We start from the raw sequence: 26,794 nt of genomic DNA on the forward strand, positions 1-26,794 counted from the left end.
CGTCGGGGATGCGTGAAGAGATGGTGGCGCTCAGACCAGCAGCAGCGGCTTGCGCCTTCTGAGCACCTGGCAGATGAGCATGTCCTGCCGCTTTTTGCGGGGTGCTCTCTTCTTCTCGATGACGTCCCGCACAGAGAGAAGTTCCGTTCGAAGCGCTTCGCCTGCCTTTACCAGCTTGCGCGCCCGCTGGTCGCCCCGCGTATAGGGTGCAAGCAGGGTCAGGGCATCGCTGATTTTCAGGCTGACAAGAATCCGCTCCTTCAGTCCGGCATACCGGCCTTCCTGTAACCGTTCCCTGACGGCGGCGAACTCCTGCTCGAAATAGGCGAGCACCGTGTCATACATGTTTTTGTCTGCGGACATGCGTCACTTCCTGATCTGTTTCGGTGAGTGAGGGTACCGACTTGTTAAGAGTATTATTCGGCCTGGCCGGGAAATTCTTTAAGATTTTATCTAATCATGCAAAAAGTTGAATAATTGTGGGGTGTTTCGAAAAGGCAGCGGCTGCCATTTCATTGCTTGACAGGGCGGCACGTTCAGGGTTATTGGTATACGCTAATTTCTTTCGGCAATTCCTGATGGCGCCGGAAGCCGAACGAAGAAAGGAACGACTCCATGAGATGTGACAGGGGCGGTTTGAGCGGAGTGGCGGCGGTGGCGGTTCTGGTCGGGATGGTTGCCCTGTTCGGATGGATGCCGGCGGGTGACGCGAGTGAAAAGAGCGGGACCGGGAAACTGCCCGCAGGCATGGGTACCCACGCGAGCGGGCCCGTGGCCACGGTCACTATCGAGAAGCAACCGGAGCTCTTCGCGGCCGACCCGCCCCCCCTTACGGTCACCCAGTGCGGCCAGTGCCATCCCTCCGCGTTCCAGGATATCAAGAAGGACGGCGGCCGGCATACCTTCACCTGCCAGGGCTGTCACAAGAGCTTCCACAGCTTCAATCCGCGGAAGAACAACTGGGATGAAATAATGCCCAAGTGCGCCGACTGTCACTCCACGCCGTCGGTCCCCCACGTGCAGGTCTTTACCCAGTGCTCCGAATGTCATACGAATCCGCACTCCATCGCCCGGCTTCCCATGACGAAGAAGCTCACCGACTCCTGTGCCGTCTGCCACGCTGGTCCGCCGGCCGAGTTGAAGCAGTACCCGAGCAAGCACACCAGCCTGGCCTGTGCCGCCTGCCATACGGGGCACGGGGTGATTCCGTCCTGCAACATGTGTCATAAGCCCCATTACGAAGGACAGGAGTTCAAGACCTGCGCCAGCGAATGCCACCCGGTCCACAAGCCGAAGCAGGTCACCTATGCCAAGGACGTGGGCGCGCGGACCTGCGGCGCCTGCCACGGCAAGGTCTACGCCGCCTGGACGGGAACGCCGAGCCGCCACGGTACGGTCAACTGCGCCGCCTGCCACTCCAGGCACGGCTACATTCCCCAGTGCGGCGAATGCCACGGCCTGCCGCACTCCAAGCAGCTCCACGACCGTTTCCCCAAGTGCCTGACCTGCCACCAGGACGCCCACAATCCGCCGGTGCGCCAGCGCTGACAGTCCGTTGTGATGCCCCCCTCCTCCGCCAGGATGGCCGGAGAGGGGGGCCGACATGCCCACGAGGAGGGGGATGCATTGACGCGTTCCTGGTGGATGACCGCACAACTGATACTGTTCGCAGCCGTTCTTGCCGTGCCCGCGGTCTGCCGGGCCGTTGATCTGGGGATCAGTTCCGATACCATCGTCAGGGTCTACGAGCGGGACGACCGCAACGGCAGGGGGCGCTCCCTTCTGCCGGTCTACGAATTCATGCGGATCGATTACGGCAGCGTAACCACGCCGGGGCTCTCGCTCCACGCCTACGGCTGGGGGCGGCTCGACCTGCGGGATTCGCACGAGGATGGCGATGCCGAGGGCGATCTCCTCTATGCCTATCTGGAATACATCGATCCCGACCGCGATCACCAGGTGCGGATCGGCCGCCAGTACCTGTTCGAGGGGGTGATGCGGGAGAGTTTCGATGGCCTCTATGCCAGAACGGAGCTCGTGCCGACGGTGGCCCTCTCGGCATTCGCCGGCATGCCGGTCGGTGCGGGCAGCGCGGCGGGCCGCAGCGGCGACCTGATCTACGGAGCCCGGATCGTCCAGGGACAGCGCGGCCGTTATGACGCGGGGATCTCATACAAGTACGTGGCCAATGACGGCTCCCGGAGCGAGGAGCTCCTGGGCGCCGACCTCTCCCTGATCCTGCCGGCCGGTATCTCGCTGTTCGGCCATTCGACCCTCAACCTCCTGACGGGCGGGTGGGGAGAACATTCCTACGAAGCCCGGATACCGTTTGCCTCCATGGAGTTCCGCCCCTTTTACCAACGGTACCGGTATTCCGACTATCTCAACGACCGCTCCGGGGCCTCACGGCCGTTCCGTTTCCAGACGGCACTCGGCGACCGGGTGGAGATTGCGGGCGCCGAAGGATTCTGGTATCCGGCCGAGAGCGTGGAGTTTGGCGGGAGGTACAAGTACCTCACCTATGACCGCCGGTTCGGCAACGCCCACATGGCCACCGCCCTGGCAACGGTGCGGCGGGGCATTTTTTCGGAAGCAGGCCTGGAATTCGGCCGCGTTCAGGGCGACCTGGCAGAAAACCGCTACTACCTGGGGCGCGGCTATCTCTACGGAGATTTCACCCCCTGGTTCGCCACCGGCGATGTCACCTACGTCCGCTACGACCGGGCCATCTACGGAGAGAACAGTGCGCTCTTCGTTTCCGCCGGCCTGGGGAGAAAGATGCCGGACCCGGCGCTTTCCCTCAAGCTTTCGGTGGACTACAGCAATGATCCCTATTTCCACAAGGATTACCGCGGCACCCTTGCCGTGACCTATGCGTTTCGCAGGTAAGAGCGTAATGGACCGGTCAGCGGAAAAGAAATGGAATCAGGCATATGAATCGTAGAGCCGTTTTCATGGCAGGGGGGTACATGCTCCTCGCCCTTGTTGTTTCCTGCACGCAGCAGGCGCACTACCGGCTGCCCGTCAAGCATCCGCCGATTTTCGAGCTGGGCGAGCGGCGGGAGTTCTGCACCAAGTGCCACGGCTACCGGAAGGAGCCGGTGGACTTTGAGCGCTACAATCACACGCCGTTGTTCACCGATTCGCACCGGATGGTTGCATACCAGAACCAGAACATCTGCGCCCTGTGCCACGAACAGAGCTTCTGCAACGATTGCCATGCGAGCCGGACCGAACTCAAGCCGTCGGAGAAGAACCCGACAGAGACCTTCCGCAGGATGCAGCACCGGGGCGACTATCTTTCCCGCCACCGGATAGACGGGCGGCTCGACCCGTCCTCCTGCTTCCGCTGTCACGGCAACCCCCGCGCAGCCGCCACCTGTCGGCCGTGTCATGGTTGACGGCGATATCACGGATCGGAGCACGCTGGCCATGAAGAGGCTCATCGCACTCGCGGGACTCGTTGCGCTCGCCCTTGCCGGTTGCGGCGGCGGGTCAAATGCCGGCAACGGCATTTCTCCGGCTGCCACGGCGGCCCACACCCCCATCTGGGTGACCTATCACCGCTTCCCGACCACCGAAAGCTTTTCGAGCAGTGGGGCCGAGGCCCTCAACCAGTGCAAGGTCTGCCACGGAGCCAACCTGCTCGGCGCCGCGGACGGGGCGGGCGCGCCGGCATGCCTGAGCTGTCACGTGGTCGACCCGGTACCGTACCCTGAGCGCTGCTATTCATGCCACGGCAGCGACCCGGTCAAGCCCTTCTTTTCCTGGTATTCCACCATGCGCGCCACGCGCAACGGCATGCCGATCGACCCTGCGTTCGTCCAGCGGGTGCGTAACGGCAGCCTCCGCCACCTGAAGCACGACGCCGTCCCTCCCGCCGAAATGGAGAATCCCGACGCGTGTCTGCGGTGCCACGCCCCGCAGACGGAGTTTCCGGACCGTCCCCTGCCCGAAATCCACCACAAGCTGGTATTCACCTTCCGCGACATCAACAATGATGGCATTCCGGAATTCGTGGAGTGCACCTCGTGCCACGTGTACGCCATTGATCCGGAACTGAACATCCCGATCCGGGCGGTACGCGACTGCATCATCTGTCATCCGACAATCATCCGTTAACACCGTCCGCTACGGTGCGGGTCCATCCCTGAGCGCAATCTCCTGCCAGTGCTTTGCATTGGCGAATGCTGCCATATGGCGTTGCGTCTAACCTTAAATTGACACGGTACCCTATGCAGGGCTATCCGTTCATGTCTGGTAGCGGCCTGATTTGTACGCCATGCAGTGCTGGAGGATACCACGTGAAAAGACAGGCATGGAAAATGCTTTAAATTGGTTCGGGTCCAGTGGGTCAGAAAGGAGGAGAAGCGATGGCTGAAGCTCTGCAACGGGAAAATCCGAGTGGTTTCGAAGGGTCCGTCGCCGGTCTCCCCCTGACTGATGTCATTCAGCTCAAGGGGCACAACCGGTTTTCCGGCTGCATTGCCGTGGAGTATCGGGAGCGGCAGGGAATGATCTTTTTCCGCGACGGCGACATCATTCATGCCGAGCAGGGAAAAATGATGGGGGAGATGGCTCTCTACGAGATCATCCGCTGGCCGGAAGGGCGGTTCACTATCCAGCCGAAGGTGACCACCACGAGCCGCACCATCCAGCAGAGCATCAGCTTCCTGCTGCTGGAGGCCCATCGCCTGATGGATGAGGAACAGGCCGCCCTGCGCGCCGATGGGGGGACACGGCGAGAGGATGAGGCGGCTCCGGCTGCCGTGCAAACCCGTATGAGCGCTGTCGCGGAACGCATCGTCAAAATTGCGGGTGTCTCCTATGCTGTTTTGATGAAAAAGGACGGAACTCCCCTTGATGATGACAGTTTCGAGGCCGAGGTTCTCTCCGCCAAGGGCCTGAGCCTCGCGGGCATTGGTTCGCGCCTGGGAGGGCTGTTCGGCCTGGGCGAGGTGAAGTCGGCGGCGGTCCATGCCCGCGGCAAGCAGATCCTTCTGTTCGAAGCAAAAAATCACTACGTCTCCATCGCGGTTCGCGGCGACAGTTCCCTGGCCCACGTGGAAAACGAGATCCGCTCCACGTTTGCCGGTCGCAAGTAGCGTGCCGCGGGCAGACCGGCGGAGGCTGACGGGTGGGAGAGGATATGCGCGAGGTTCTTACTCAGTTGAATGCGGTTCCGGGGGTTGTCGGCAGCCTTGTCTGCGGCAGCGGCGGGGAGCTCATGGTTCACGCCTTTCCCCCGCTGTTTGACGAATCCATTGTCAGACAGGCATCCGCTGCAGTGGCGGATCGCAACAGCGGCGTGCGCACCGCGGTCGGCTCCTTCGACCTGCTCGACTTCCGGTACAATGACGGGCGGATCGTCGTCAAGCCCCTGAGCGAGGCATTTCTGCTCCTGCTCTGCACCAGGGCCATCAACCTGCAGGTGCTCAACATCTCCCTGAACGTGGCCAAGGGAAAGCTTGACGCGCTCATTGCCGCAGCCACAGACCAGGTTTTCGCAAGGCCGGCGGTCGCGCAGGCGCCCGTGGCAGAGGCCGCCGCCGGCATTCTGGTCCTGCCGGCCTGCCACATCGCTGATTCCACCGTGGGGAGCTCCTTCGAGCAGTTGGGCATGGGAGCTCTCAACCAGGTCACGGCCCAGCAGGTCGGCAACTTCTACAAGACCGGAGCGGTCAAGAAACTCAAGCTCACCAGCAGCGCCAACGGCATCTCGGCGATCTTCCCCTTCATGGTGGTCAACGAGAACGATGCGGCCTATGACGGCAAAATCATCCTTTGCAGGGCCATCGAGAAGAAGCTCAAGGTCGGTCCCGGCGATCTCCTGATGGTCGAAATCCCCTGACCGGGAAGTCGTCCTGCCACTGATCCTTTCAGCGCCATCGGGCCGCTCCACTGTTGACCAGTGCGCGGTCCGATGCCGTTTGGCCGTCCCTGCGCCGCTGTTCCCGGCATGCGGACATCCGGTTTGCCTTATGCCCAAAATGGGGTAGAGTGTAGCTCATGTTTGTTCCCGACAGTGCACGAACCGCCATTGAAGCCGACGAGTCAGGGGTCATCGAGATCCACCGCTCGGTGGAACCGGTCACCACCGCATGCGGCGATCGCCCCCCCTCTCCCTGCCTGGCCTTTGTCTGTGTCGTCCGAGAGGGTGAACGGGCCCGGGTTTATGTGGCCCTCGAGCAGACGGACCGCCGCTGTATGGCCTTGTACCGTCCTGACCGCGAGCCGGCCGAGGGGGAATCGCACGATGCCCTCGTGGCTGAAGCCATAGCCTTTGCCGAATCCCTCGGCTTTGTCATGCAGGAGGTCAATCTCCGCTACAGCAAGGCCATGCGCGAGGTGGTCATCCGGGAAATCCGGGTGATTCGCCGTCCTGCGGCTCCTCCCATGACCGGGACGGTGGAGCCGGCGGGAAAACGTCCCGCCGCCAAGCGCCCTGAAAAGGAGGCCACGCCGGCAGAGGCCCCACGACCGCCTGCGGAACCGGCCCCGAAGAAGGCGTCGTCTGCCCCCGATGTGAAGGCCCAGGAGGCGGAGGCGCGCCGAATGGAGGCCGAAAACGCGGCCCAGGAGCGCGAGGGGAACGCCCGGCTGGAGGAGCTCAACGCCCGCATTGCCGAACTGGGCCGCGAACGTGAGGAAATCCGGCGGGCCCTTGCCGGGAAGGAAAAGTCGCTCGAAGCCGAGATCGCACAACTGGAGCGCCGAAAGGCGGAAGACGAACGGGAGCTGACCGCGCGGACCGCCGCCCATGGTGCCGAGGTGGCTCGCCTGAGGGCGGACATCGAGCACCTCGGCGCGGAGCTGGCGCGGCTCGGATCCGGCGAGTCGACCGAGGTGGCGGAACTCACCGCGGAGCTCAGCCGGCTGACGGCGGAGCGGGAACGGGCCGAGTCCTCGGCCGGGAGCGCCGAATCCGAGCTCCGCGACCGGCTGGCGCGTCTGTCGGCCGAGTGGGAAGAGGCCCGGAAGGCTTCTGAAGCGCGCCAGGAGATCCTTGAGCGCGATATCGCCCGCATGGCACGGGAGAAGGAAGAGGCTGAACGGCTCGGGGCCGAGCGGGTCCGGGAGCTGGAACAGGCGGTCCGGCGGGGGGAGGAGGAACGCGAAGCCGCCGGCGCCGTTGCCGCCAGGGATATTGAATCGCTGGAGGAGTCGCTCCGGCAGCAGGCCTCTGAGCGGGAAGCGGAGCGGAACGGGGCTGTTGCGCGCCTGGCCGCGCTGGTCGCCGAAGAGGCGGTGGTTGCGGCCGAGCGGGAAGCGGTCCGCCGGCTGGTGCTCCGCACGGGCGAAGGGGGCGCCGTGGAGGCGCTGGCAGCCGCAGAGGCGGAAGCGGCAGCGCTCCGATCCGAGCTGGAACGGCTTGCAGCCGCCAAGGCGCTGGCCGAGCAGACGGCCGCCGCGAGAATCGCCGCGCTGCAGACGGAGGTGGAGCGCCTGGGCGCGGCGCGGGAACCGGTCCGTCCCGTCCGTCGCGAGACTGCTCCCCGACCGGCGGAGTTGCCGTCGCTGCCGGTTTCACCGCCTCCCGTGCCGTCCGCCGCGTCCTCCGAATCCGGCTGGAGTGCCGGCGTAGCTGCCACGGTCGACGAGCTGCTTTCCGGTGGAGAAAACGCATCAGACGACTTTTCATTCGGGGATGGGGCGAATTCCGGCTTATCCGGCGGCGGGGCCTTCCGTCTCGACCCGTCCCTGTCCTGCGTCGAATACCACGATCCCGCCGATGTGGTGGAACTCCACCTGCCCCTCAACTACGTGAACGTGTCGCCGCCGGGGCATGTGCCCCAGACCTGCGGCGCGTACATCTGCGTCCTGAAACGGCGGGAAGCCGTCCGGGTCTACGTGGCCTGGAGCCTGACCGCCGACCGCAAGACCCTGGTCTACGTCCCCGAGCATCCCTCCTCCGGGGAGGCGGACAGCGCCGGTGTGGTACGTGATGCCTTCGCCTTCGTGGAAACCGTTGGATTCATGATGGACAGGCTGCGGCTCCCCGATGATCCCGCCAAACGGGCCAAGGCGCTGGCCACGGTGCCGGTCCTCTGCCGCAGGGGATAGCGGGCCGTTACCACCGTCCTCTGGCTTCTCGCCGTGGTCCCCGTCCTGATCGGCATTGCCGGAGCGCTGTTGCCGGCCCGGGCCATGGTGGCGTTCTTCGTGGCGGCTACCTTCTTCTGACGGGAAAGCGCCGGAGTCGGGCTCACTCTGGATTTTGTGTTTACAGAACGCTGTTTGTTGGCTAGAGTGTCGGGATTAATTCCGTGACTTTTCCACTCAAGGAGGAACAGCTATGAAAGCAGTACTGCTCGACGGCTTTGGCGGGCTTGATGTTCTCAAGGTAGGGGAGGCGGAGAGGCCGAAACCGGCGGAAGGGCAGGTGCTCGTCAAAGTGGTGGCCACCTCCGTCAATCGTCCCGACCTCGTTCAGCGGGAGGGAAAGTATCCGCCTCCGCCGGGTGATTCGGAAATCCTCGGCCTGGAGGTTTCGGGCACCATCGAGGAGCTGGGCCCGGGCGTCACCGGCTGGCAGGTGGGCGACCGGGTCATGTCCCTGGTCGGAGGGGGCGGCTACGCGGAGTACGCGGTGGCCTACGCGAGCCACCTCATGCGGATTCCCGAAAGCATGAGCTTCGAGGAGGCGGCCTGCGTCTGCGAGTCCTACATTACGGCATTCCTGAACGTCTTCATGATCGGCGGGCTCAAGGACAACAACAGCGTCATCCTCCACGGCGGCGGCGGCGGGGTGAACACTGCCGGCATCCAGCTCTGCAAGGCCCTGGTTCCCAACACGAAGATCGTTGTCACCGCCCATCCGTCAAAGATGGACCGGGTCAAGGCCCTGGGCGCCGACCTGGTCGTCGACTTCACCCAGACCCCTGACTTCTCCGAGGCGGTGAAGGAGTTCACCGGCAAGAAGGGGGTCGACGTGATCCTCGATCACGTGGGCGCCAAGTACCTGGTCCCCAACATGAATTCTCTGGCCTACGCCGGGCGGCTCGTCATCATCGGCGTCATCAGCGGCATCAAGGCTGAGCTCAATCTGGCGCTCATGATGGTGAAGCGGCAACAGATCATCGGCTCCGTGCTCCGCTCCCGTCCCGTGAAGGACAAGGGGGAGATCGTGGCCGAGTTCACAAGGACGGCTCTGCCGAAGTTCGCCGACCGAACCATAGTACCGATCATCGAGAAGGTCTTCCCCATGGACCAGGTGGAAGAAGACAAGCACTTCGGAAGATCGTGCTGAAGATCAGCTAGCGTTCGATTCAGCGGTTGTTTCAGGCCCTCTCCCCTTGCCGGGAGAGGGCTTTTCTCTTTCAGCGGAAAAAGGAGGATCACGCCATGACGGCACCGCAATCGATCAGGGACCTGGATCTGGAACGCCTCTGCAACCGCATCTTTCACCCTTCCCCGTCAGCCTGGGAGGACGAGGTGCTCTACTTCCTGCTGCTCGACCGCTTTTCCGACGGCAACGAAACGGGCTACCGGGACAACCGGGGACGGCGCACGAGCCGGGGGGACACCCCGCCGTACCGCCCGGCCGATGCGGGCAACGCCATCGCCACCGAGCCCGAGGCCGCGGCCTGGCGCGAGGCCGGCACCCGCTGGTGCGGCGGGAATCTGAAGGGCCTCATGGGCAAGATGGGGTATCTCCGGCGATTGGGGGTGACCGCGGTCTGGGTCAGCCCCCTGTTCAAGCAGTGCTCCTTCGTCCCCACCTACCACGGTTACGGTATCCAGAACTTCCTGGACGTGGACCCCCACTTCGGCACTCGCGACGACCTGCGGGAACTGGTCCGCGTGGCCCACGCCAACGGCATTTACGTCATCCTCGACATCATCCTCAATCATGCGGGCAACGTGTTCGCCTACGACCGGGGATACACCCCCTACGACGGCGGCACCTGCTACCCGGTGACGGGATTCCGCACGGCCGACGGCACGCCGTCGCTCCCCTTCGGCCCGTCCCCCGCCGGGGCCTGGCCAGACGGTGCGGTCTGGCCCCGGGAGCTGCAGGCGCCGGAGTGCTTCACGCGCAAGGGATACATCCGGGACTGGGACCGTTACCACGAGTACCTGGATGGTGATTTCTTCGACCTGAAGGACATCCATCTGGGAGACGGGGACGTGGATACGTTCAGTCCGTCCCCGGCGCTCCTGGCGCTCTGCGAGGCGTACAAGTACTGGATCGCCTACGCCGACCTGGACGGCTATCGGATCGACACCGTAAAGCATATGGGGCCCGGGGCCACCCGCTTTTTCGCTTCAGCCATCCACGAATTCGCCCAGAGGATCGGCAAGGAGAATTTCTATCTCATCGGCGAGATCACCGGCGGCCGGGTCAACGCCTTTGACACCCTGGAGACCACCGGCCTCAACGCCGCGCTGGGGGTGGACGACATTCCGCTGCGCCTGGAGGATCTGGTGAAGGGAAAGGCCAATCCGGCCGACTACTTCGATCTCTTCCGCAACTCCCTGCTGGTGCGCAAGGAGTCCCACGCCTGGTTCCGCGACAAGGTGGTGACGGTCATCGACGATCACGACCAGGTCTGCCGCGGCGCCAAGAAAGAGCGGTTCTGTGCCGGCGATCCCTCGTGGCGCCGGCTGGTGCTGAATGCCCTGGCGCTCAATGCCACCACCCTCGGCATCCCCTGCATCTACTACGGTACCGAGCAGGCCTTCGACGGCGAAGGGGGGGACGACCGCTACCTGCGCGAATGCATGTTCGGCGGCCCCTTTGGCGCCTTCCGCAGCCGCGGGGTCCACTTCTTCGACGAGGATAACCCGGTCTACCGGGAGTGTGCCAAGGTCCTCGCCCTGCGGCGGGACATCATCGCCCTGCGCCGGGGGCGCCAGTATCTGCGGGAGATCTCCGGCGACGGGGTGAACTTCGGGCTTCCCTACGCCATCGGTGGCGAGATCCGCTCCGTGGTGGCCTGGTCGCGGATCTTCGACACCGAAGAGATAGTCCTCGCCATCAACACCGATCCTGACCATCCGCGCACCGCCCTGGTGCTCGTGGACGGCTCCCTCCACCGGGCAGGGGACGCTTTCGTCTGCCGCTACTCCACCGATCCGGACCAGGTGCGCCGCAGGGTGGTGGTGCGGGATGCCGGTCCCGCCATTCGGGCCGTAGAGCTCAGGGTGCCGGCAGCCGGTTTCGTCATGTTCCAGAAACGATACTACACTCGGGATGCTGGCCCCGCTTTTGCTTAGAATGACATGGAACTATTCATCTTTCAGGAGGACGGGCCATGTGGACCGATGATTTGACAGTGGGCATCTGGGAAATTGACACCCAGCACCGGGCGCTCTTCGTTCAACTGGAAAAGCTCCTCGACGCCTGCATGGTGGGGCGCGAACTGGACGAGGTCGTGGAAATGATGGTGTTCCTGGACGATTACGTTGATAGCCATTTCGAAGCCGAGGAACGGCTTCAGCGGGAAGCCGGGTATCCCGAGTATGAACGGCATCGGGCCGAGCACCTCATTTTTCGTGCTACCCTGGAGCGGTTGAAGGCCGAGCTGGTGGAGTCGGGAGTCACGCGGGACTTTGTGCTGAGGGTGAACCAGACGCTCATTGACTGGCTCAAGACACACATCCGCAGCGTGGATGCCGCAATGAGCGAGTTTCTGCTCAAGAAAACAGGGCAACCTGCCGATATGAGACTGTAAGGAAACCTGACATACTACACGCTACCGGGGGAAGCAATGCCTGAGTTTTACGATGTGCCCAGCGATATGGACGTCCATGAGTCGATCCTGTCCAAAGAAACCAAAAACGGGTTCCTGGTGGATGTGCGGATGGTGAAGCGCCACCGGCAGTACGAGGCGGCCCTCTTTCTGAACGGCCGCTACAAGCCGGGGCCCCCCCTGCCGCGCCCTCTGGATAACCCGTCGGGCGATACCACCCACTGGATGGGGGTGCGTCCGAGCGTCGGCTTCACCGATGAGGAAGCCCAGACGATCCTTGACGATGTCAAGTCCCAGAACGATCTGCACCACATCACCTTCAGGGACACCTGGGGGCGCGAATACGGCGACTGACCGGCCAGCCGCGTGACGGAGACGAAAAAGCGGGACCCGGCGCCGTCTGCTGCCGGGTCCCGCTTTTTTGCGTGGATGGGGGGAATGCCGCTGGGTCCTACCGCACCGTGAAGGATGTTTCCCGCGTGTCCTTTCCCGAGTCGGTCTTGACGGTGGTGATCACCTTGTAGTTTCCCTTCTTTGCGTCCGCCGGCAGGATGATCGGGATGGTGGAGGTGTAGGTGCCTCCCGTGTGGGCCACGGTGGCTTCGGGATTGCCGACGAGATCGCCGCCGTAGCGGATCTCGACCGACTCGGTCACATTGGTCTGGTCAGAGGCGGAAGGGGTCAGCAGGGCATAGGTGGTCTGGATTTCCACTTTTTCGCCGGCGTTGACGCTCGTGGGCGTGGTGGAGACATTCTCTATCCGCACCATGGTGCCCGAGGCGGGCTGGTAGTTGTACCGGGCCGCGGTCTGCTCCGCGGTGGACTTGCGGTCGATGGTGTAGTTGCCGATGAGTCCCCCGATGAGTGCGCCCGCCAGACCGCCGAAGACCGCCCCCTTGGTGCGCGACCCTTCACCGGCGAGCACTGCGCCTGCGATGGCGCCCGCCGCCGCTCCGTAGCCGGCCCCTTTTGCCGCGCCCTTGTGCTCTTCGGAAACCGTTACGCACCCGGTAAGCGAAGTGATGGTGAATGCCGCCAGGGTGAACGCCGCTATGAATCCGTGTTTCATGGAGTGCCTCCTTGCCGTTTCCGGGCGATGGTGTGGGATGACAAGAAAAAAGTATAGCGGTCGGTCGGAAGAATGCAATCGGAGGAGGAATGGGATGTGCGGGGAGAGGGCACCCCTGCCGGATCAGGTGCTTACCTGGTTGCGGCCGCGCCCCTTGGCGCGGTAGAGGGCGTCGTCCGCCGCCTTGATGACGTCGGCGGGGCGGCGGAGCTCGCCGCTGCTCTCGGCCACGCCGATGCTGATGGTGACCGAGACGCAGCCGCGTCCCTGGGGCATCCCGGAGCGATGCCTCTTTCCCTCCCTGCTGGAGGCGGGCCGGTCCGAGGAGCGCAGGCGCATCCGGTAATCGGCGATGGCCCGCCGCAGCTCTTCCAGACGGCCAAGGACCTCTTCCCTCGTCCGGTTGGGGAAGAGGATGGTGAACTCTTCGCCGCCGTAGCGGTAGGCCTTGCCCCCGCCTCCCACGCCGCGCAGTTTTGCCGCCACCAGCCGGAGCACCTGATCCCCCACGTCGTGTCCGTAGGTGTCGTTGAACTTCTTGAAGTGGTCGACGTCGACCATGGCAACGCTGTAGCGCCGGCCCAGCCAGGTGAGCTGCTCGCTGAGCGCCCGGCGGGACGGGAGTCCCGTCAGCTCGTCCCGGAACGCCATGTTGTAGGAATCCTTGAGCACGCCGAGCGACAGGATGACCGCCGCGGCAGTCATGAAAACAGGCGTGACGTGGGGGTGGGCGATGCCGTTGCCCGCCGCGGCAAAGGCCACCAGCACCCCCAGGAACGCACTGTCCACGGGTGACTGCTTCAGGCCTGCCCGCGCCGCCACCAGCAGCCCCGAAAGGACGATTGCCGGAATGGCCGGTGGAGGAAGAGGAGACCCGGCAACCATGCCGGCGCCGGTAAAATGGCCCGCCAGCAGTTGCTGGCCCGCCACGTGCCCCGGTGTCATGGCCCACCAGACGAGCAGGGCCTGGAACCCCAGGAACGCGAAGCGGACCCGCCCCGCTACCGTGATGATCCCGCGTTCCCGCATGAGCGAGAACAGGGCGATGTTGAGCGGCACGAGCAGGGTGACGGCCTGGAAGAGCACCGTGGCCTCGATCCCCCGGGGGAGTTCCGCCGCATTCCCCTGAAAGCTCCAGTGCGAGACCGCCAGCAGGAAGAAGACGAACAGCGCCCGTCCCCGGTGGAAGTGGATGGAGAGGATGGCGCCAAGGGCAATCGCCGGGTAGGGGAGGTGGGCGAGCAGTTCAAGTCGTGCCGGGGGCAGCTCCGGCACCCGGGGCACGAACCAGAAGGTTGCCGCCAGAAGCGCAGCGGGAATCACGAAGATGGTGAAATGTCTTGCCGTCAGGGTGTTCACCCGGGCGCTGCTCCTTGGACAGGTGGTCAGTGGGATCGGTCTGGATGAGAAATATGCAATCTTTCGGCCGACGCAAGGTCACTCGCCGATAATTTTTACCAGGACACGTTTGCGGCGCTTGCCGTCGAACTCTCCGTAAAAGATCCGTTCCCACGGTCCCAGGTCCAGTTCCCCGGCCGTGACCGCAACTACGACCTCCCGGCCCATGACCGTCCGCTTCAGGTGGGCGTCGGCGTTATCCTCATAACCGTTGTGACGGTAGCGTTCATAGGGTCTTTCAGGGGCAAGCCCCTCAAGCCAGACCTCCAAGTCGTGGTGGAGCCCCGACTCGTCGTCGTTGATGAAGACGCTTGCCGTGATGTGCATGGCATTGCAGAGGAGCAGCCCCTCGCGGATGCCGCTTTCCCGCAGGCATTCCCGCACCGTGGGGGTAATGTTGATGAACTGGCGGCGCTGGCGCGTCTCGAACCAGAGTTCCTTGCGGAAGTGTTTCATCGGTCGATGTTCTCCTGGAAATGGAGCGTCATGCCGTCGAGCTCCAGGGCCGCCAGGGACCCCATGCCCGGCCGCTCCGGGTAGACGCAGCCGTTGTCGAGGACGATCCGGTCCGTGGCCAGCCCCTGTTCGATCTCCTGCCGGGTCATGGGGGTGTGGCCGCCGATGACCCGGCGCCCGCCGAGCCGTTCCCTGCGCACCTCCAGGGAGCGGCTCCAGAGCATCGCCTCCCGGTTGGCGAAGGGGTCGGGGAGCGAGAGGTCGAGGCTTGCGTGGACGAGCACAAAGTCCGGCAGCACCAGGTAGCACGGCATCTGCTCCATGAAGCGGCGATAGTGGGCAGGCACCTCGCAGGCGTCCTCAACGCCGAAGCTTCCGAGGGTGGCGAGGCCGCCGTTCAGGGTCCAGAGCCTGAAGGCGTTCCGGTCCCGGCAGCCGTTCAGGAACATTTCCTCGTGGTTGCCCCGCAGCGCGCGAACCCGGTAGCCCTTGAGCGACAGGGAGATGAGCAGGTCCATGACCTCCCGGCTCCGGGGACCCCGGTCGATGTAGTCCCCCAGCAGGTAGAGATCGTCCCGGCGCGTCAGGCCCAGGACCCGGAACAGCAGCCGGTCGAGGGTCAGGGCGCACCCATGGATGTCGGGGATGACGAAACGGCGGGAATGGGTCGAGTGATGTACCATGGCTCCTGACCGGGAGATAACGGATTTGGTACATTTTTTATACCATGGGGGAATCCGGGGAGTAAAGCCATGACCGTTGTCAACCTCTGTTCTCGGCTTGGTTGACGATCCGGGTGCCACTGTGCTAAAAAATTACTCTTGGGACAGACGCCGGGAGGAGAGCGTGACGCGAAGCATTGCCGGGGAATTGCAGCAACTCAGGGAGCAGGGCCTTCACCGGAGCCTGCGGACCGTGGCGGGGAGCCAAGGGAGCCGGGTGGTGGTGGAGGGGAGGGAGGTAATGCTCCTCTGCTCCAACAACTACCTGGGGCTGGCCGATCACCCCGCCCTCAAACGGGCGGCCGTGGAGGCCGTGGAGCGCTACGGCACGGGCAGCGGCGCCTCGCGGCTCGTCTCCGGCACCATGGAGCTCCACGCGGCTCTGGAGGAGCGGCTCGCCCGGTTCAAGGGAACCGAGGCGGCCCTGGTCTTCAATTCGGGGTACGCGGCCAACAGCGGCATCATCCCCGCCCTGGCCGGCCGGGGCGACGTGGTGTTCTCGGACCGGCTCAACCATGCAAGCATCGTGGACGGCTGCCTGCTCTCCCGGGCCCGGTTCGTCCGCTACCCCCACAACGACATGAACGCCCTGGAGCGCCTCCTGGCCGAGCACCGGGGCGCCGGCCGCATGCTCATCGTCACCGACGGCGTCTTCAGCATGGACGGTGACCTGGCACCGCTCCCCGCCCTGGCGGCCCTCAAGCGGCAGTACGGCGCCCTGCTCATGGTGGACGACGCCCACGGCACCGGGGTGCTGGGGGAGAGCGGGCGGGGAACCGCCGAACAATTCGGGGTGACGGCCGACATCGATCTCCAGATGGGGACCCTCGGCAAGGCCCTTGGCGGCTTCGGCGCCTATGTCGCCGCCTCCGCCGAGGTGGTGGAACTGCTCGTAAACCGGGCCCGCAGCTTCATCTTTTCCACGTCGCTCCCCCCGGCGGTCCTGGCCGCGGCCCGGGCCGCCCTGGACCTGGTCGATTCCCCCGAAGGGACGCGCTACGCCGCCGCCTGGCCCGTTCCGCCGCTCTGTTCCGGGACGCGCTCCAGGGGGCCGGCTTCGACACCATGGGGAGCGAAACCCAGATCGTTCCAGCTCTGGTAGGTGAGGCCGAACCGGTCATGGCCTTTACCCGGCGGCTTCTTGAGGAGGGATATTACGTCCAGGGCATTCGCCCCCCCACGGTGCCGGCCGGTACCTGCCGTCTCCGCTGCACCCTCATGGCCACCCACGACGAGTCCGACCTGGAGCGCGCCGTGGCCGCCATGACGCGGATCGGCAAAGAACTGGGCATCGTGTGAACCGAGGTGTCATGCCGTTTCTCCAAACAGACCACAACCTGACGATCCATTATGACGACCAGGGGGACGGCTTCCCCCTGGTGCTCGTCCACGGCTGGGCCATGGAGGGTGGCGTCTGGGCCTTCCAGCGGCCGCTGGCAGCCTCGTTCCGGCTCATCACCGTGGATCTCAGGGGCCACGGCCGGTCCACGGCGCCGGGTGACGGGTATTGTCTCGCCGATTTCGCGGCAGATATTGTGTCACTGTTTAACGGGCTTGGCCTGGAACGGGCCGCGATCGCCGGCTGGTCCCTCGGTGCCCAGGCGGCCCTGGAGGCGGCACCGCTGCTGGGAGACCGCCTTGCCGCACTCGTGCTCGTGGGGGCGACCCCCCGATTCTCGGCAGCGGATGGTTGGCCCCACGGCCTTCCCGCCACCGAATGCCGGGGGCTGGGGCTGCGCCTGCGGCGCTCGTTCGATGCCGCGCTTGACGGTTTTTTCCACAGCATGTTCGCGGAGGGGGAGCTCTCTGAGGAATCCGTACGGCTCATCGGGCAAGAGATCGCCGCACCGCACCGCCGTCCCGCCGCCACGGCCGCCCAGGCCGCCCTCGTCACCCTGGCGGAAAGCGACCAGCGCCACCTCCTGGCAAAAATACGCGTGCCCGCCCTGGTCATTCACGGCGACCGGGACGCCATCTGTCCCCCCGAGGCCGGCGTCCATTTGGCGGATCATCTTCCCCTGGGCCGGTTCCTGTTGTTCGCCGGAGCCGGTCATGCCCCCTTCCTTTCCCGCCCCCGGGAATTCAACAGCGAAGTGACACGCTTTCTGCGCGAGGTTGCCGGAGATGATTGACCGCCGCAAGGTCCGCAACGCCTTTCACCAAGGGGCCGCCGACTATGATGCCTACGCCGCCGTGCAGAAGCGGGTCATGGAGCGGATGCTTTCCCTCCTTTTTGCCGAGGGGGTCGAACCGGCCCGCATTCTCGACGTGGGAGCCGGCACCGGCGCCCTGGCCCTGCGCCTTGCCGACCGCTACCCGTCGGCCGCCATAACCTGCGTGGACCTGGCCCACGGCATGGCGCGGCAGGCCCGCGACAACCTGGGCCGGACCATGGAGCGCCTGGTCGCCGTAGCCGATGCGGAACATCTTCCCCTTCGCGATGGTGTCTTCGACCTGGTAGTCTCCACCTCCACCTTCCAGTGGCTCACCACGCTCGACCGGGCCTTTGCGGAGGCCCGCAGGGTTCTGGCCGATGACGGGCTGTTCGCCTTTGCCCTGTTTGGCGACGGCACCTTCCGGGAGCTCAAGGCATCCTACCGGGCCGCCCTCCATTCGGTGCCGCGCGGGGGGAGGGACCGGACCCACCGGTTTTTCACGCGGGACGAAGTGCGGACGGCACTGGCGCGGGCGGGATTCAGGTCGGTGGAGGTGTTCGATGAGGACGAGGTGGAATACCACCCGGACGTGCCGGCCTTTCTCCGCTCCGTGAAGCGGATCGGCGCCGGCAACGCCTCGCCGGTTCCCGGGCGGGGCCTCTCGGGGCGGCGGGTCATGGAGGCGATGATGCGGACGTATGCCGAGAGCTTCGGCGGTGCCGATGGAATTCCGGCCACCTATACGGTGGTCTATGGGGTGGGGAAGCGTTAGCTGAGGGCGTGAAGCGACGGAAAACAGGGGACCGTGCGGGCGACTCCCCCGACCGGAGATCAGACTGCCTGGGGCCTGCTCGTTCCGTTCATGCGCGCTCCAAAAAAAACCCCTCGCCGGGAGGGGATTTGGGGTGACGTCAGTACGGTGGGGAGAGACTAGCCGAGCACGTCGATGAGTTTTTTGGCCAAGGGGTGGACCACTGTGTAGTGGACCTCGACGCCCTCGCGCTTGCCTTCGATGATGCCCTTGTTCTTGAGCAGGGCCAGATGCTGGGAAACGGTGGCCTGGGGAAGACCGAGGCACTCCCAGATATGCTTTACGTTACATTCCCTCGTGCAGAGCCCCGCCACGATCTTGAGCCGGACCGGGTGGCCGAGCACCTTGAAGATTTCCGCTTCGTCGGTGAAATTTCTGCTCTTGTCGAATTCTTCCATTTTCATGAAAAATCCTTCCTGTTGCCCGCGGAAGCGTTGCCCCTCCGGAATCGGGAGAATGAGGTGGGGCCTAGGGAATATTTCATATAGTTATATGGTTCTAAACATGCCTTGTCAAGAAAAAGGTGCCGGCATACCAAACAGTTTTTTACTGAGGTGGCACGCTGCTAAGTGGCCGGGTTCCTTCTCTTCTAGGGGGGGGATTTCAGAACGGCAAATCGTTTCGACATAGGGGCATCTCGGATGGAAAGGGCAGGCAGGTGGCGGAGTTATCGGTGAAGGCGGATCGCCTGCCAGGATGATCCGTTTGCGGCTGGATCCCGCCTTTACTCGGGGGACCGCCGACAGGAGCGCCTCGGTGTAGGGGTGCTGAAACCGCGAAAACACCGCATCCCTCGTCCCGATCTCCACGATTTTACCCAGGTACATGACCGCCACCCTGTCGCTCAGATGCCTGACCACTGACAGGTCGTGGGCAATGAAGAGATACGAGAGCCCCAGATCGCGTTTCAGTTGCTGCAGAAGATTGATGATCTGGGCCTGGATGGAGAGGTCCAGGGCGGACACCGGCTCATCGGCCACGATGACGCGGGGCGAGACCGCAATGGCCCGGGCAATGCCGATCCTCTGCCGCTGGCCGCCGGAGAATTCGTGGGGATAGCGGTCCGCATGGCCCGCCTGGAGTCCCACCATGTCCAGCAGTTCCAGGGTCCGGGCCCGGCGTCCCCCGCGCGGGGCAAGGCCGTGGATGTCCAATGCCTCGCCCACGATGTCGGCCACCCGCATGCGCGGATTCAGGGAGGAGAACGGATCCTGGAAGATCATCTGCACATCTTTGCGGAACGACTGGCGCTCGTCGCGGGTCATGTGGGCCACGTCCCGGTCGTTGAAGCGGATGGTGCCGGCGTCGGGAGGGATCAGCCCCATGAGAAGCTTGCCCACCGTGGATTTGCCGCACCCGGACTCGCCGGCGAGTCCCAGGGTCTCGCCCGGAGCGATGCCGAAGGTTACGTCCGAGACGGCCCGCAGCTCCCGTCGGGGGGAAAAGGGGCCGGCACTGACGGAAAACGCCTTGGAAAGGTTCTCCGCGCTGAGGAGATGATCGTCGGTCATAGGGGATTCCAGCACCGGACCCGGTGGCCCGGCGAACGTTCGATGAGGGGAGGCGTTTCCCGGGCGCACTCCCGCACCTTGCGGGGGCAGCGGTTGCAGAAGCCGCAGCCGGTGAGCCCGCCGAGCAGGCTCGGCACCTGCCCGGCAATCGTGCGCAGCGGCTCGCCCGGAACGCTGCGCTGGGGGAGCGACGCCAGAAGCCCCTCGGTATAGGGATGCAGGGGGGTGGTCACCAGTTCGGCGGTGGGCCCCTCTTCCACGATCCGTCCCGCGTACATCACCATGGTCCGGTCGGCCCGCTCGGCAACCACCCCCAGGTCGTGGGTGATGAGGAGAAGGGCCATGCGGTGCTCTTCGCCGAGGCGGTCGAGGAGCTCCAGGATCTGCGCCTGGATGGTGACGTCCAGGGCGGTGGTCGGCTCGTCAGCGATCAGAAGCCGCGGGCCGCAGGCCAGCGCCATGGCGATCATGACGCGTTGCCGCATGCCGCCCGACAACTGGTGGGGATAAGCGTCGAGCCGGGATGCCGGCTCGGGAATCCCCACCAGGGCCAGCAGGCGCTCTGCCTCCTCCCGCGCCTCGCGGCGGCCGAGCCGGCGGTGGAGGATGAGCCCTTCGGCGATTTGGCTGCCGATCCGGAATACCGGGTTCAGGGATGTCATGGGTTCCTGGAAGATCATGCCGATGCGGTTCCCGCGGATGGAGCGCATCTCCGCCTCGCTTGCCGCCAGCAGGTCGACCCCGTCAAAGCGGATTTCACCCCCGGTTATTTCGCCGGGCGGCGGCACCAGCCGCAGGATGGATGCCGCGGTTACGCTTTTTCCGCAGCCGGATTCACCCACCAGGGCCAGGGTTTCTCCGGCGGCAATGGAGAGATCGACGCCGTCCACGGCATGGATGTCCCCTTCGGCAAGATGGAAAACGGTGGTGAGTCGCTTGATGTCGAGCAGATTTGCCACGGACGGTTCCTGTTGGGAAAAAATGGGCGCAGGATGTGATGAGTCAGTGGTGGTTATACCATGATCTCCATCGGCGGGCAAATGTCGGCTGTGTCTCGGGGCTCAGGTGGTGCGGTGGCCGTATTCGCTGATGGCGACCACCTTGCGTTCCGCACGCCGATGATCGCGGGCAGGTGAGAAGTCGTGCGGCTCTTCCCGTTGGAAAGCGATGCCCAGGATGCCCGATTCCAGGAGTTCGATGAACGCAGGCACCAGTTCCGGGTCGAATTGGGTGCCCACGTTGTCGATCAATTCCCGTACCGCCAGTTCCACCGGCAGGGCTTTGCGGTAGGGGCGGTCGGAGGTCATGGCGTCGAAGGCGTCGGCCACGGCGAGGATGCGGGATTCGAGCAACTGCTCCTCCCGGCCGAGGCGGTTCGGGTAGCCGCGACCGTCGTACCGCTCGTGGTGCTGGCCGATGCACTGGCGCACATCCTGGAGAAAATCGATGGGCTCCAGAATCTTCATGCCGATCTCCGGATGCTGCTGAAGGTCGCGGATCTCGTCCGACGAGAGTTTGCCTTCCTTGTGGAGCAGGCTCAGATCGATGCCGATCTTGCCGATGTCGTGCAGGATGGCGGCCCGCTCGATCACCTTGACGCGATCGGCGGGAAGCCGCAGCTTGCGCGCCAGTTCCGTGGAGTAGCGGGTGACCCGCTCCGAGTGGCCGCGGGTATAGCTGTCGCTCGCCTCGATGGCGGAAACCAGGGCCTGGATGGTGTGAAGGTAGGTGGCCTGCTGCTCGTCGTAGAGCTGGGCGTTCTTGATGGCGATGCTCGCCTGGGCGGCGATGGTGGAGAGCAGCTCCAGCTCTTCATTGGTGTAGGTGGAATGGTCGTCCTTGTTCACCACCGTAATGGTGCCGATGATTTCGTCCTTGACCTGGAGCGGGGCGCAGACGAGGGTCCTGCGCTCGTATCCCAGGGAACTGTACCGGTCGAACTGGGGCCATTCGTCCATGTCGGTGATGAGGAGCGGCCGCCGGTTTTCGATGACCCAGGTGGATACGCTCGACTGCTTCATGGGCAGCGTCGTCGACGAGCCTCCGGGATGGTGTGGCCCAGCAGCGTCGTCACCTGCAGGTTCCTTTCCCGGGGCGAATAGAGGATGACATAGCCGATCTGGGCGTGGAGCGTGTCGACCGTGGTCTTGACGATCAGGTTGAAGAGCCGCTCGGGCTCCATGGTCGAGTTGAGGGCGAGCCCCACCTTGTAGAGGGTCGAGAGCCTCGCAACGGCCTGTTCGAGGTTGGTGTTCTTGTCCTCCAGCTCGCTGGCCAGGTCCGCGATTTTGTAGTTCGCCTCCTCGATCTCCTCGATCCGCTCTTCCATGCCGACGTTCAGATTTTCGATCTCCCTGAGCTGTTCCTCCAGTTTCTGGTTCATGAGGTGCATTTCGTGGTGATGGGACAGCTTGGACTGGGCCCGGGCCAGCTCGCGCTCGTGGCTGATGGTGGTTTCCATGTAGTACTTGAGCTTGTTCACCATCATGTTGAAGTTGTCGGACAGCGCCATCATGTCATCGCTGCTGTAAATGTCGCTCCTCACATCGAAGTCGCCGTGCTCCACCCGCTGCATTGACGCGATGATGGCCTTCAGGGGCCGGTTCACGTAGGCGTGGAGAAAGAGCGATACGGTAATGAAGATCAGCAGGACCATGAACAGGGTCGAGGTCAGGGCAAAGCTTTTGCCCTTGTCCAGATCCGCCTGGAGGTAGTCGATGGGGAGCTCGATCTCGAGGGCGCCGAGAATGACTTGGCCGGCGTCATGGCATCCCTGGCAGGCCGGCCTGTTGTAAATGAGGGAGATGCTGTGGAACTGCTGGTGATTTCCCCTGTTGTGCAGGTGGATGGCGTTTCCCTGGCGGTAGGCTTCCAGCTCCTGCACATCCACCTGGCCACCGATCTCGCGCTTGTCGGAGGAGTTGAGGATGCGGCCGTTTTCGTCGAAGATTGTGAGGCTGTTGATGGCTTCGTGCGTCTTGAGGCGCGTCAGGATGCGGGTCACCTCGTCTGATTGCCCGCTCATCATGACGTTTTCGATACTGTTCTGGATGGTGGTGGCGAGGATCTGGGCGTTGCGTGCCGAAATGCGGGTGATGGTACGCTGCTGGTTGCGATATTCCAGATACCCGAACGTCGCAACGATCACCACGACGATCAGGGTTATCATGCCAAGTATTTTTACTCGAAGAGAATTCATGAAGGGATATCCATGTGCCACTATGGGGCGATTGTTCGTCAAATCGCAGAAAATGGCATCGAAGTCAAGTGATATGGCGGCTTCCCATTGTCAAATTGTCAGACGCCGGTGGCACGCGAGTGCTTCGGTCCTGTTTATCCGGCAAGCCGGTTCCCGGACTGCCGGCGGCCTGTGCTGCCGCTGCCCCGAAACGCTTGACAAGGCATCTGACTCCCCCTATGATTACGAACCTGCGTGAGGATTTGACTGCCCGCGCCAGGATTTAAAAGCAATTCATTTGCCAAGTGTCGGCCAATGATTTTTGCACTCCCATTAATCCGGATTTCATCCAGGAAAGCACACGCAGGCGCAGGGGCAATCCCCTCCCTCTTTTTATGCATCGGCCGGTGAAACCAAACTCAGAGCGCACCATAGGCGGACAGCAGTGGTGAGAGCGTTATTCGTCCTTCTGGCCGTTGTCTTTTCCGCAGCGACAGCCGGCGGCGGAGCCGCTCCGTTCCGCCAGGAAACCGTGCGGGTCGCCATCGTCAAGGGTGATGACGAGGTCCGCGTCGACGGCGACGGCCTCCTTGCCACGGACCAGAGCGGAGAGCCGGTGCGATTCGCGCTGCCTGCCCCCGTCCGCCGCGCCGGCGACGCCCTTTCCGTGGGCGGCAGGGTTCTGCGCCGCCTGACCGTTGCCTCCCCTTCGACCGTCACGGTCAATGGCAAGCGGTATCGGGGCGTTATCGAACTGGTCCCGGCGGACAAGGGGGTTCTCGTCATAAACGAACTTCCCCTTGAAGATTACCTGGTGGGACTCATCAACTGCGAGATATCGTCCCAGTGGCCCATGGAGTCGGTCAAGGCCCAGGCCGTGGTAGCCCGCACCTATGCAGTCTACCAGAAGAGGGCCCGTGCCGGCGCAGTTTATCACCTGGAGTCCACGGTCCTCGATCAGGTTTACGGCGGGTGCGAGATCGAAGACAGCCGGGCCGCCCGCGGGGTGCGCGAAACCGCCGGAGAGATTCTCACCTGGGGGGGGCAGCCGATCCAGGCCTTCTATCATTCCAACTGCGGCGGCCGGACCGAGGTGTCGGAGAACGTCTGGGGCTTCAGGCTTCCCTATCTCAAGAGCGTTGACTGCACCTATTGCTCGGATACACCCCCGATCCGCTGGGAACAGACCCTGTCCCTGAAGAAGCTCGAACCGCTCCTCCGGGGGGCAGGGATTGCCGTGTCCGGGCTCAGGGATATCAGGGAGGGCGCGCGTAACAACAGCGGCCGTCTCACCGAGCTGGTCCTGGTGTCGTCCCGGGGGAACACCGCTGTTCCGGCGGTCACGTTCCGCAAGATCGTCGGCTACACCGTTATCAAGAGCACCAATTTCCTGGTCCGGGTACGGGGCGACGAAGCCGTGTTCACGGGCATGGGGTACGGCCACGGGGTCGGCCTCTGCCAGTGGGGAGCCAAGCAGCGGGCCGCGAGCGGATTCAGCTACCGCGAGATCCTGTCCTACTATTTCCCGGAAGCGGTGCTCACGCGCATGGACGATGGACAGGGGAGCGATGCTCGTCACTGAGTTCGACTACCATCTCCCCCCGGAACTGATTGCCCAGGAACCCCTCGGCCAGCGGGACGCCACCCGGCTCATGACCGTTGAGCGGGACGGCGGCCGCATCGGGGAGATCCCGTTCCGCGGCATCGCGGGCCTGTTGCGGCCCGGCGATCTGCTGGTGATCAACGATACGCGCGTCATCCCGGCGCGGCTCCACGGCCGCAAGGAAAGCGGCGGCAAGACGGAGATCTTTCTCGTGCAGCGCCGGCCGGGGGACGACGAGACCTGGCACTGCCTGATCCGCTCCTCAAAACCGCCCCGGCCGGGCGTGACGGTGCTCCTCCCGGAAGGGGTCCGCGCCGTTGTCCGCGAGCCCGGAGAAGGGGAAACCTGGCTCGTGTCCTTCACTCCCGGTGAAGGGTTTCAGGAATGGCTGGATCGCAACGGCGCCATGCCCCTTCCTCCCTACATCAGGCGCGGGGCGGATGCGGCGGACCGGGACCGGTATCAGACGGTATTCGCCCGCAACCGCGGGGCGGTAGCCGCGCCCACGGCCGGCCTCCACATGACCGCCGGGCTTCTGGACGAGATCGCCGGCCGCGGAGTCCGGGTGGTGCCCGTGACGCTGCACGTGGGCCTCGGCACGTTCATGCCGATCCGGGTCGAACGGCTTGAGGACCACCGGATGCACCGGGAGCGGTATCATATTTCCCCGGCCACTGCCGAAGCGGTCAACGGGTGCCGACGGGCCGGGGGCCGGGTCATCGCCCTGGGCACCACCGTCTGCCGGACCCTGGAACAGGCCGCGGCGGCCGACGGGACCATCGCAGCCGGCGAGGGCGAGGCCGACATCTTCATCTATCCGGGCTACCGCTTCAAGGCGGTGGACGCCCTGATAACAAACTTTCACCTGCCCAAGTCGACCCTGCTCATGCTCGTGTCGGCGTTCGCCGGCAGGGACCTTCTCTTCCGGGCCTACGGCGAGGCGGTGGCCGGGCGTTTCCGTTTCTTCAGCTACGGAGACGCGATGTTCATCTTCTGAAAGGCGGGCACGAGGCCGCGCAGGGGCGGACGGGACGATTTCCCGGCCCCGGGCTGCGGTGTCCGGCCCTGCGTGCAGGCATCCTTGGCAGCTATCCAGTTCCGATTACTGAAGCAGGACGGCGCGGCCCGTCTCGGCTCTTTGACAACTCCCCACGGCTCATCGAGACCCCGATCTTCATGCCGGTGGGAACCCAGGCCACGGTCAAGGCCATGACCCCCGAGGAACTCGATGCCATCGGTGCGCGGATCATCCTCGCCAACACCTATCACCTCTATATCCGCCCGGGCCATGAACTGATCCGGCGGCTGGGGGGGCTTCACCGCTTCATGCACTGGGACCGGCCGATTCTCACCGACAGCGGCGGGTTCCAGGTGTTCAGCCTCAACGAGCTCAGAAAGATTACGGAGGAGGGGGTGCGCTTCCAGTCCCACCTGGACGGTTCGTACCACACCATCCGGCCCGAGGACGCCGTGGCCATCCAGGAGGCCCTGGGCAGCGACATCGCCATGTGCTTCGACGAGTGCACCCCCTATCCCGCGACGCACGACTATGCCCGGCGCTCCATGGAATTGACCACCCGCTGGGCCCGCCGCTGCAAGGATGCCCACAGCCGTGGGGATCAGGCCCTGTTCGGCATCGTCCAGGGGGGCATGTACCGGGACCTGCGCGAGCGGAGCGCCGCAGAGCTGGTGGAGATCGGATTCGACGGGTACGCCGTGGGCGGGCTCTCGGTGGGTGAGGAGAAGGAGCACATGTATGGCGTCATGGAGTGGACGGCGCCGCTGCTCCCTGCGGACCAGCCCCGTTACGTTATGGGGATCGGCACCCCGGAGGACCTGGTGGAGGCGGTCTGGCGCGGCTTCGACATGTTCGACTGCGTCATGCCCACCCGCAATGCCCGCAACGGCATGCTCTTCACCTCCTTCGGCCGCCTGAACATCAAGGGGGCCGCCTATGCGGAGGACCAGGGTCCCGTGGACCCCGCATGCGGCTGTTATGTCTGCCGGAACTACAGCAGGGCTTACCTGAGGCACCTCTACCGTTCCGGCGAGATCCTGGCGTCGCGCCTCAATACGTACCACAACCTTGCCTACTACCTGGATCTGATGGCGCAGATCCGGGCAGCCATTGCCGAGGGGAAGTTCGACTCCTTCCGACGGGAGTTTCACGGCCGCCGGGAAACGCAGTAGCAGT

At 64.3% G+C, this 26,794-nt stretch carries 23 protein-coding genes and 3 pseudogenes; 17 read left to right on the forward strand and 9 right to left on the reverse strand.

Going from position 1 to position 26,794, the window contains the following annotated elements; all coding sequences use genetic code 11:
* Nucleotides 1-30: 30 nt before the first annotated feature.
* Nucleotides 31-363 carry a hypothetical protein gene (locus tag A2G06_04345; GenBank protein ID ANA39715.1) on the reverse strand — a complete coding sequence of 111 codons (333 nt, stop codon included), beginning with the start codon at nucleotides 361-363 and terminating at the stop codon, nucleotides 31-33.
* A gap of 252 nt (nucleotides 364-615) precedes the next feature.
* On the opposite strand from A2G06_04345, the gene A2G06_04350 reads away from it, so the two are divergent.
* The 11 genes from A2G06_04350 (at nucleotide 616) to A2G06_04400 (ending at nucleotide 12,050) form a co-directional block, all read left to right on the forward strand.
* The gene (locus tag A2G06_04350; protein ANA39716.1) at nucleotides 616-1,548 is read left to right on the forward strand and encodes a cytochrome C; all 933 of its coding nucleotides are present in this window, start codon (nucleotides 616-618) and stop codon (nucleotides 1,546-1,548) included.
* Nucleotides 1,549-1,626: 78 nt separating this feature from the next.
* The gene (locus tag A2G06_04355; protein ANA39717.1) at nucleotides 1,627-2,889 is read left to right on the forward strand and encodes a hypothetical protein; all 1,263 of its coding nucleotides are present in this window, start codon (nucleotides 1,627-1,629) and stop codon (nucleotides 2,887-2,889) included.
* Nucleotides 2,890-2,933: 44 nt separating this feature from the next.
* Nucleotides 2,934-3,401 (forward strand): cytochrome C, encoded by a 468-nt coding sequence (locus tag A2G06_04360; protein ID ANA39718.1) that lies wholly within the window; start codon nucleotides 2,934-2,936, stop codon nucleotides 3,399-3,401.
* 31 nt (nucleotides 3,402-3,432) lie between these two features.
* Entirely contained in the window at nucleotides 3,433-4,122 is a 690-nt protein-coding gene (locus A2G06_04365; protein ID ANA41589.1) for a cytochrome C, read from the forward strand.
* A 251-nt stretch (nucleotides 4,123-4,373) separates the two neighbouring features.
* Nucleotides 4,374-5,105 (forward strand): GTPase-activating protein, encoded by a 732-nt coding sequence (locus tag A2G06_04370; GenBank protein ID ANA39719.1) that lies wholly within the window; start codon nucleotides 4,374-4,376, stop codon nucleotides 5,103-5,105.
* Nucleotides 5,106-5,149: 44 nt separating this feature from the next.
* The gene (locus tag A2G06_04375) at nucleotides 5,150-5,851 is read left to right on the forward strand and encodes a hypothetical protein (protein ANA41590.1); all 702 of its coding nucleotides are present in this window, start codon (nucleotides 5,150-5,152) and stop codon (nucleotides 5,849-5,851) included.
* Between the two features lie 158 nt (nucleotides 5,852-6,009).
* Complete coding sequence (locus A2G06_04380; GenBank protein ANA39720.1) at nucleotides 6,010-8,064, forward strand: hypothetical protein; 2,055 nt, start codon at nucleotides 6,010-6,012, stop codon at nucleotides 8,062-8,064.
* Between the two features lie 232 nt (nucleotides 8,065-8,296).
* Nucleotides 8,297-9,250, forward strand: a complete 954-nt coding sequence (locus A2G06_04385) for an NADPH:quinone oxidoreductase (GenBank protein ID ANA39721.1) — start codon at nucleotides 8,297-8,299, stop codon at nucleotides 9,248-9,250.
* A 95-nt stretch (nucleotides 9,251-9,345) separates the two neighbouring features.
* Nucleotides 9,346-11,220 (forward strand): alpha-amylase, encoded by a 1,875-nt coding sequence (locus tag A2G06_04390; protein ID ANA39722.1) that lies wholly within the window; start codon nucleotides 9,346-9,348, stop codon nucleotides 11,218-11,220.
* Between the two features lie 38 nt (nucleotides 11,221-11,258).
* The gene (locus tag A2G06_04395) at nucleotides 11,259-11,678 is read left to right on the forward strand and encodes a hemerythrin (GenBank protein ANA39723.1); all 420 of its coding nucleotides are present in this window, start codon (nucleotides 11,259-11,261) and stop codon (nucleotides 11,676-11,678) included.
* Between the two features lie 36 nt (nucleotides 11,679-11,714).
* Nucleotides 11,715-12,050, forward strand: a complete 336-nt coding sequence (locus tag A2G06_04400; protein ID ANA39724.1) for a hypothetical protein — start codon at nucleotides 11,715-11,717, stop codon at nucleotides 12,048-12,050.
* A gap of 97 nt (nucleotides 12,051-12,147) precedes the next feature.
* On the opposite strand, the gene A2G06_04405 is transcribed toward A2G06_04400, so the two are convergent.
* From A2G06_04405 to A2G06_04420, 4 genes are all read right to left on the reverse strand, one after another.
* Nucleotides 12,148-12,765: a hypothetical protein gene (locus A2G06_04405; protein ID ANA39725.1), complete on the reverse strand. Its 618-nt coding sequence runs from the start codon at nucleotides 12,763-12,765 to the stop codon at nucleotides 12,148-12,150.
* Nucleotides 12,766-12,888: 123 nt separating this feature from the next.
* Entirely contained in the window at nucleotides 12,889-14,124 is a 1,236-nt protein-coding gene (locus tag A2G06_04410; GenBank protein ANA39726.1) for a diguanylate cyclase, read from the reverse strand.
* 78 nt (nucleotides 14,125-14,202) lie between these two features.
* Complete coding sequence (locus A2G06_04415; protein ID ANA39727.1) at nucleotides 14,203-14,619, reverse strand: secondary thiamine-phosphate synthase enzyme; 417 nt, start codon at nucleotides 14,617-14,619, stop codon at nucleotides 14,203-14,205.
* The gene (locus tag A2G06_04420) at nucleotides 14,616-15,302 is read right to left on the reverse strand and encodes a serine/threonine protein phosphatase (protein ANA39728.1); all 687 of its coding nucleotides are present in this window, start codon (nucleotides 15,300-15,302) and stop codon (nucleotides 14,616-14,618) included. The genes A2G06_04415 and A2G06_04420 overlap by 4 nt, the downstream gene beginning before the upstream one ends.
* Nucleotides 15,303-15,465: 163 nt before the next feature.
* Between A2G06_04420 and A2G06_04425 the strand changes: the two are divergent.
* From A2G06_04425 to A2G06_04435, 3 genes and pseudogenes are all read left to right on the forward strand, one after another.
* Nucleotides 15,466-16,640, forward strand: a pseudogene (locus A2G06_04425) (8-amino-7-oxononanoate synthase).
* Nucleotides 16,641-16,651: 11 nt separating this feature from the next.
* On the forward strand, nucleotides 16,652-17,473 hold the full coding sequence (locus A2G06_04430; protein ID ANA39729.1) for an O-methylpimelyl-ACP methylesterase: 822 nt from the start codon (nucleotides 16,652-16,654) through the stop codon (nucleotides 17,471-17,473).
* Nucleotides 17,466-18,269 (forward strand): malonyl-[acyl-carrier protein] O-methyltransferase BioC, encoded by an 804-nt coding sequence (locus A2G06_04435; GenBank protein ANA39730.1) that lies wholly within the window; start codon nucleotides 17,466-17,468, stop codon nucleotides 18,267-18,269. The genes A2G06_04430 and A2G06_04435 overlap by 8 nt, the downstream gene beginning before the upstream one ends.
* Before the next feature lie 158 nt (nucleotides 18,270-18,427).
* Here A2G06_04435 and A2G06_04440 read toward each other — a convergent pair whose 3' ends face one another.
* The 4 genes and pseudogenes from A2G06_04440 to A2G06_04455 all read right to left on the reverse strand — a co-directional run bounded on the left by A2G06_04440 (nucleotide 18,428) and on the right by A2G06_04455 (nucleotide 23,018).
* Nucleotides 18,428-18,712, reverse strand: a complete 285-nt coding sequence (locus tag A2G06_04440) for a transcriptional regulator (GenBank protein ID ANA39731.1) — start codon at nucleotides 18,710-18,712, stop codon at nucleotides 18,428-18,430.
* Nucleotides 18,713-18,820: 108 nt separating this feature from the next.
* The gene (locus A2G06_04445; GenBank protein ANA39732.1) at nucleotides 18,821-19,819 is read right to left on the reverse strand and encodes a peptide ABC transporter ATP-binding protein; all 999 of its coding nucleotides are present in this window, start codon (nucleotides 19,817-19,819) and stop codon (nucleotides 18,821-18,823) included.
* Complete coding sequence (locus A2G06_04450) at nucleotides 19,816-20,778, reverse strand: dipeptide/oligopeptide/nickel ABC transporter ATP-binding protein (GenBank protein ID ANA39733.1); 963 nt, start codon at nucleotides 20,776-20,778, stop codon at nucleotides 19,816-19,818. The genes A2G06_04445 and A2G06_04450 overlap by 4 nt, the downstream gene beginning before the upstream one ends.
* Before the next feature lie 102 nt (nucleotides 20,779-20,880).
* Nucleotides 20,881-23,018: pseudogene (locus A2G06_04455) on the reverse strand (hypothetical protein).
* A gap of 424 nt (nucleotides 23,019-23,442) precedes the next feature.
* On the opposite strand from A2G06_04455, the gene A2G06_04460 reads away from it, so the two are divergent.
* From A2G06_04460 to A2G06_04470, 3 genes and pseudogenes are all read left to right on the forward strand, one after another.
* Nucleotides 23,443-24,579 carry a cell division protein gene (locus A2G06_04460; protein ANA39734.1) on the forward strand — a complete coding sequence of 379 codons (1,137 nt, stop codon included), beginning with the start codon at nucleotides 23,443-23,445 and terminating at the stop codon, nucleotides 24,577-24,579.
* Nucleotides 24,566-25,597, forward strand: coding sequence for an S-adenosylmethionine:tRNA ribosyltransferase-isomerase (locus A2G06_04465; protein ANA39735.1), 1,032 nt, complete (start codon nucleotides 24,566-24,568; stop codon nucleotides 25,595-25,597). The genes A2G06_04460 and A2G06_04465 overlap by 14 nt, the downstream gene beginning before the upstream one ends.
* Before the next feature lie 84 nt (nucleotides 25,598-25,681).
* A pseudogene (locus tag A2G06_04470) lies at nucleotides 25,682-26,790 on the forward strand (tRNA-guanine(34) transglycosylase).
* Nucleotides 26,791-26,794 lie beyond the last annotated feature (4 nt).

Origin of the sequence: Geobacter anodireducens (assembly GCA_001628815.1) — a bacterium.
Classification (GTDB): Bacteria; Desulfobacterota; Desulfuromonadia; order Geobacterales; family Geobacteraceae; genus Geobacter; species Geobacter anodireducens.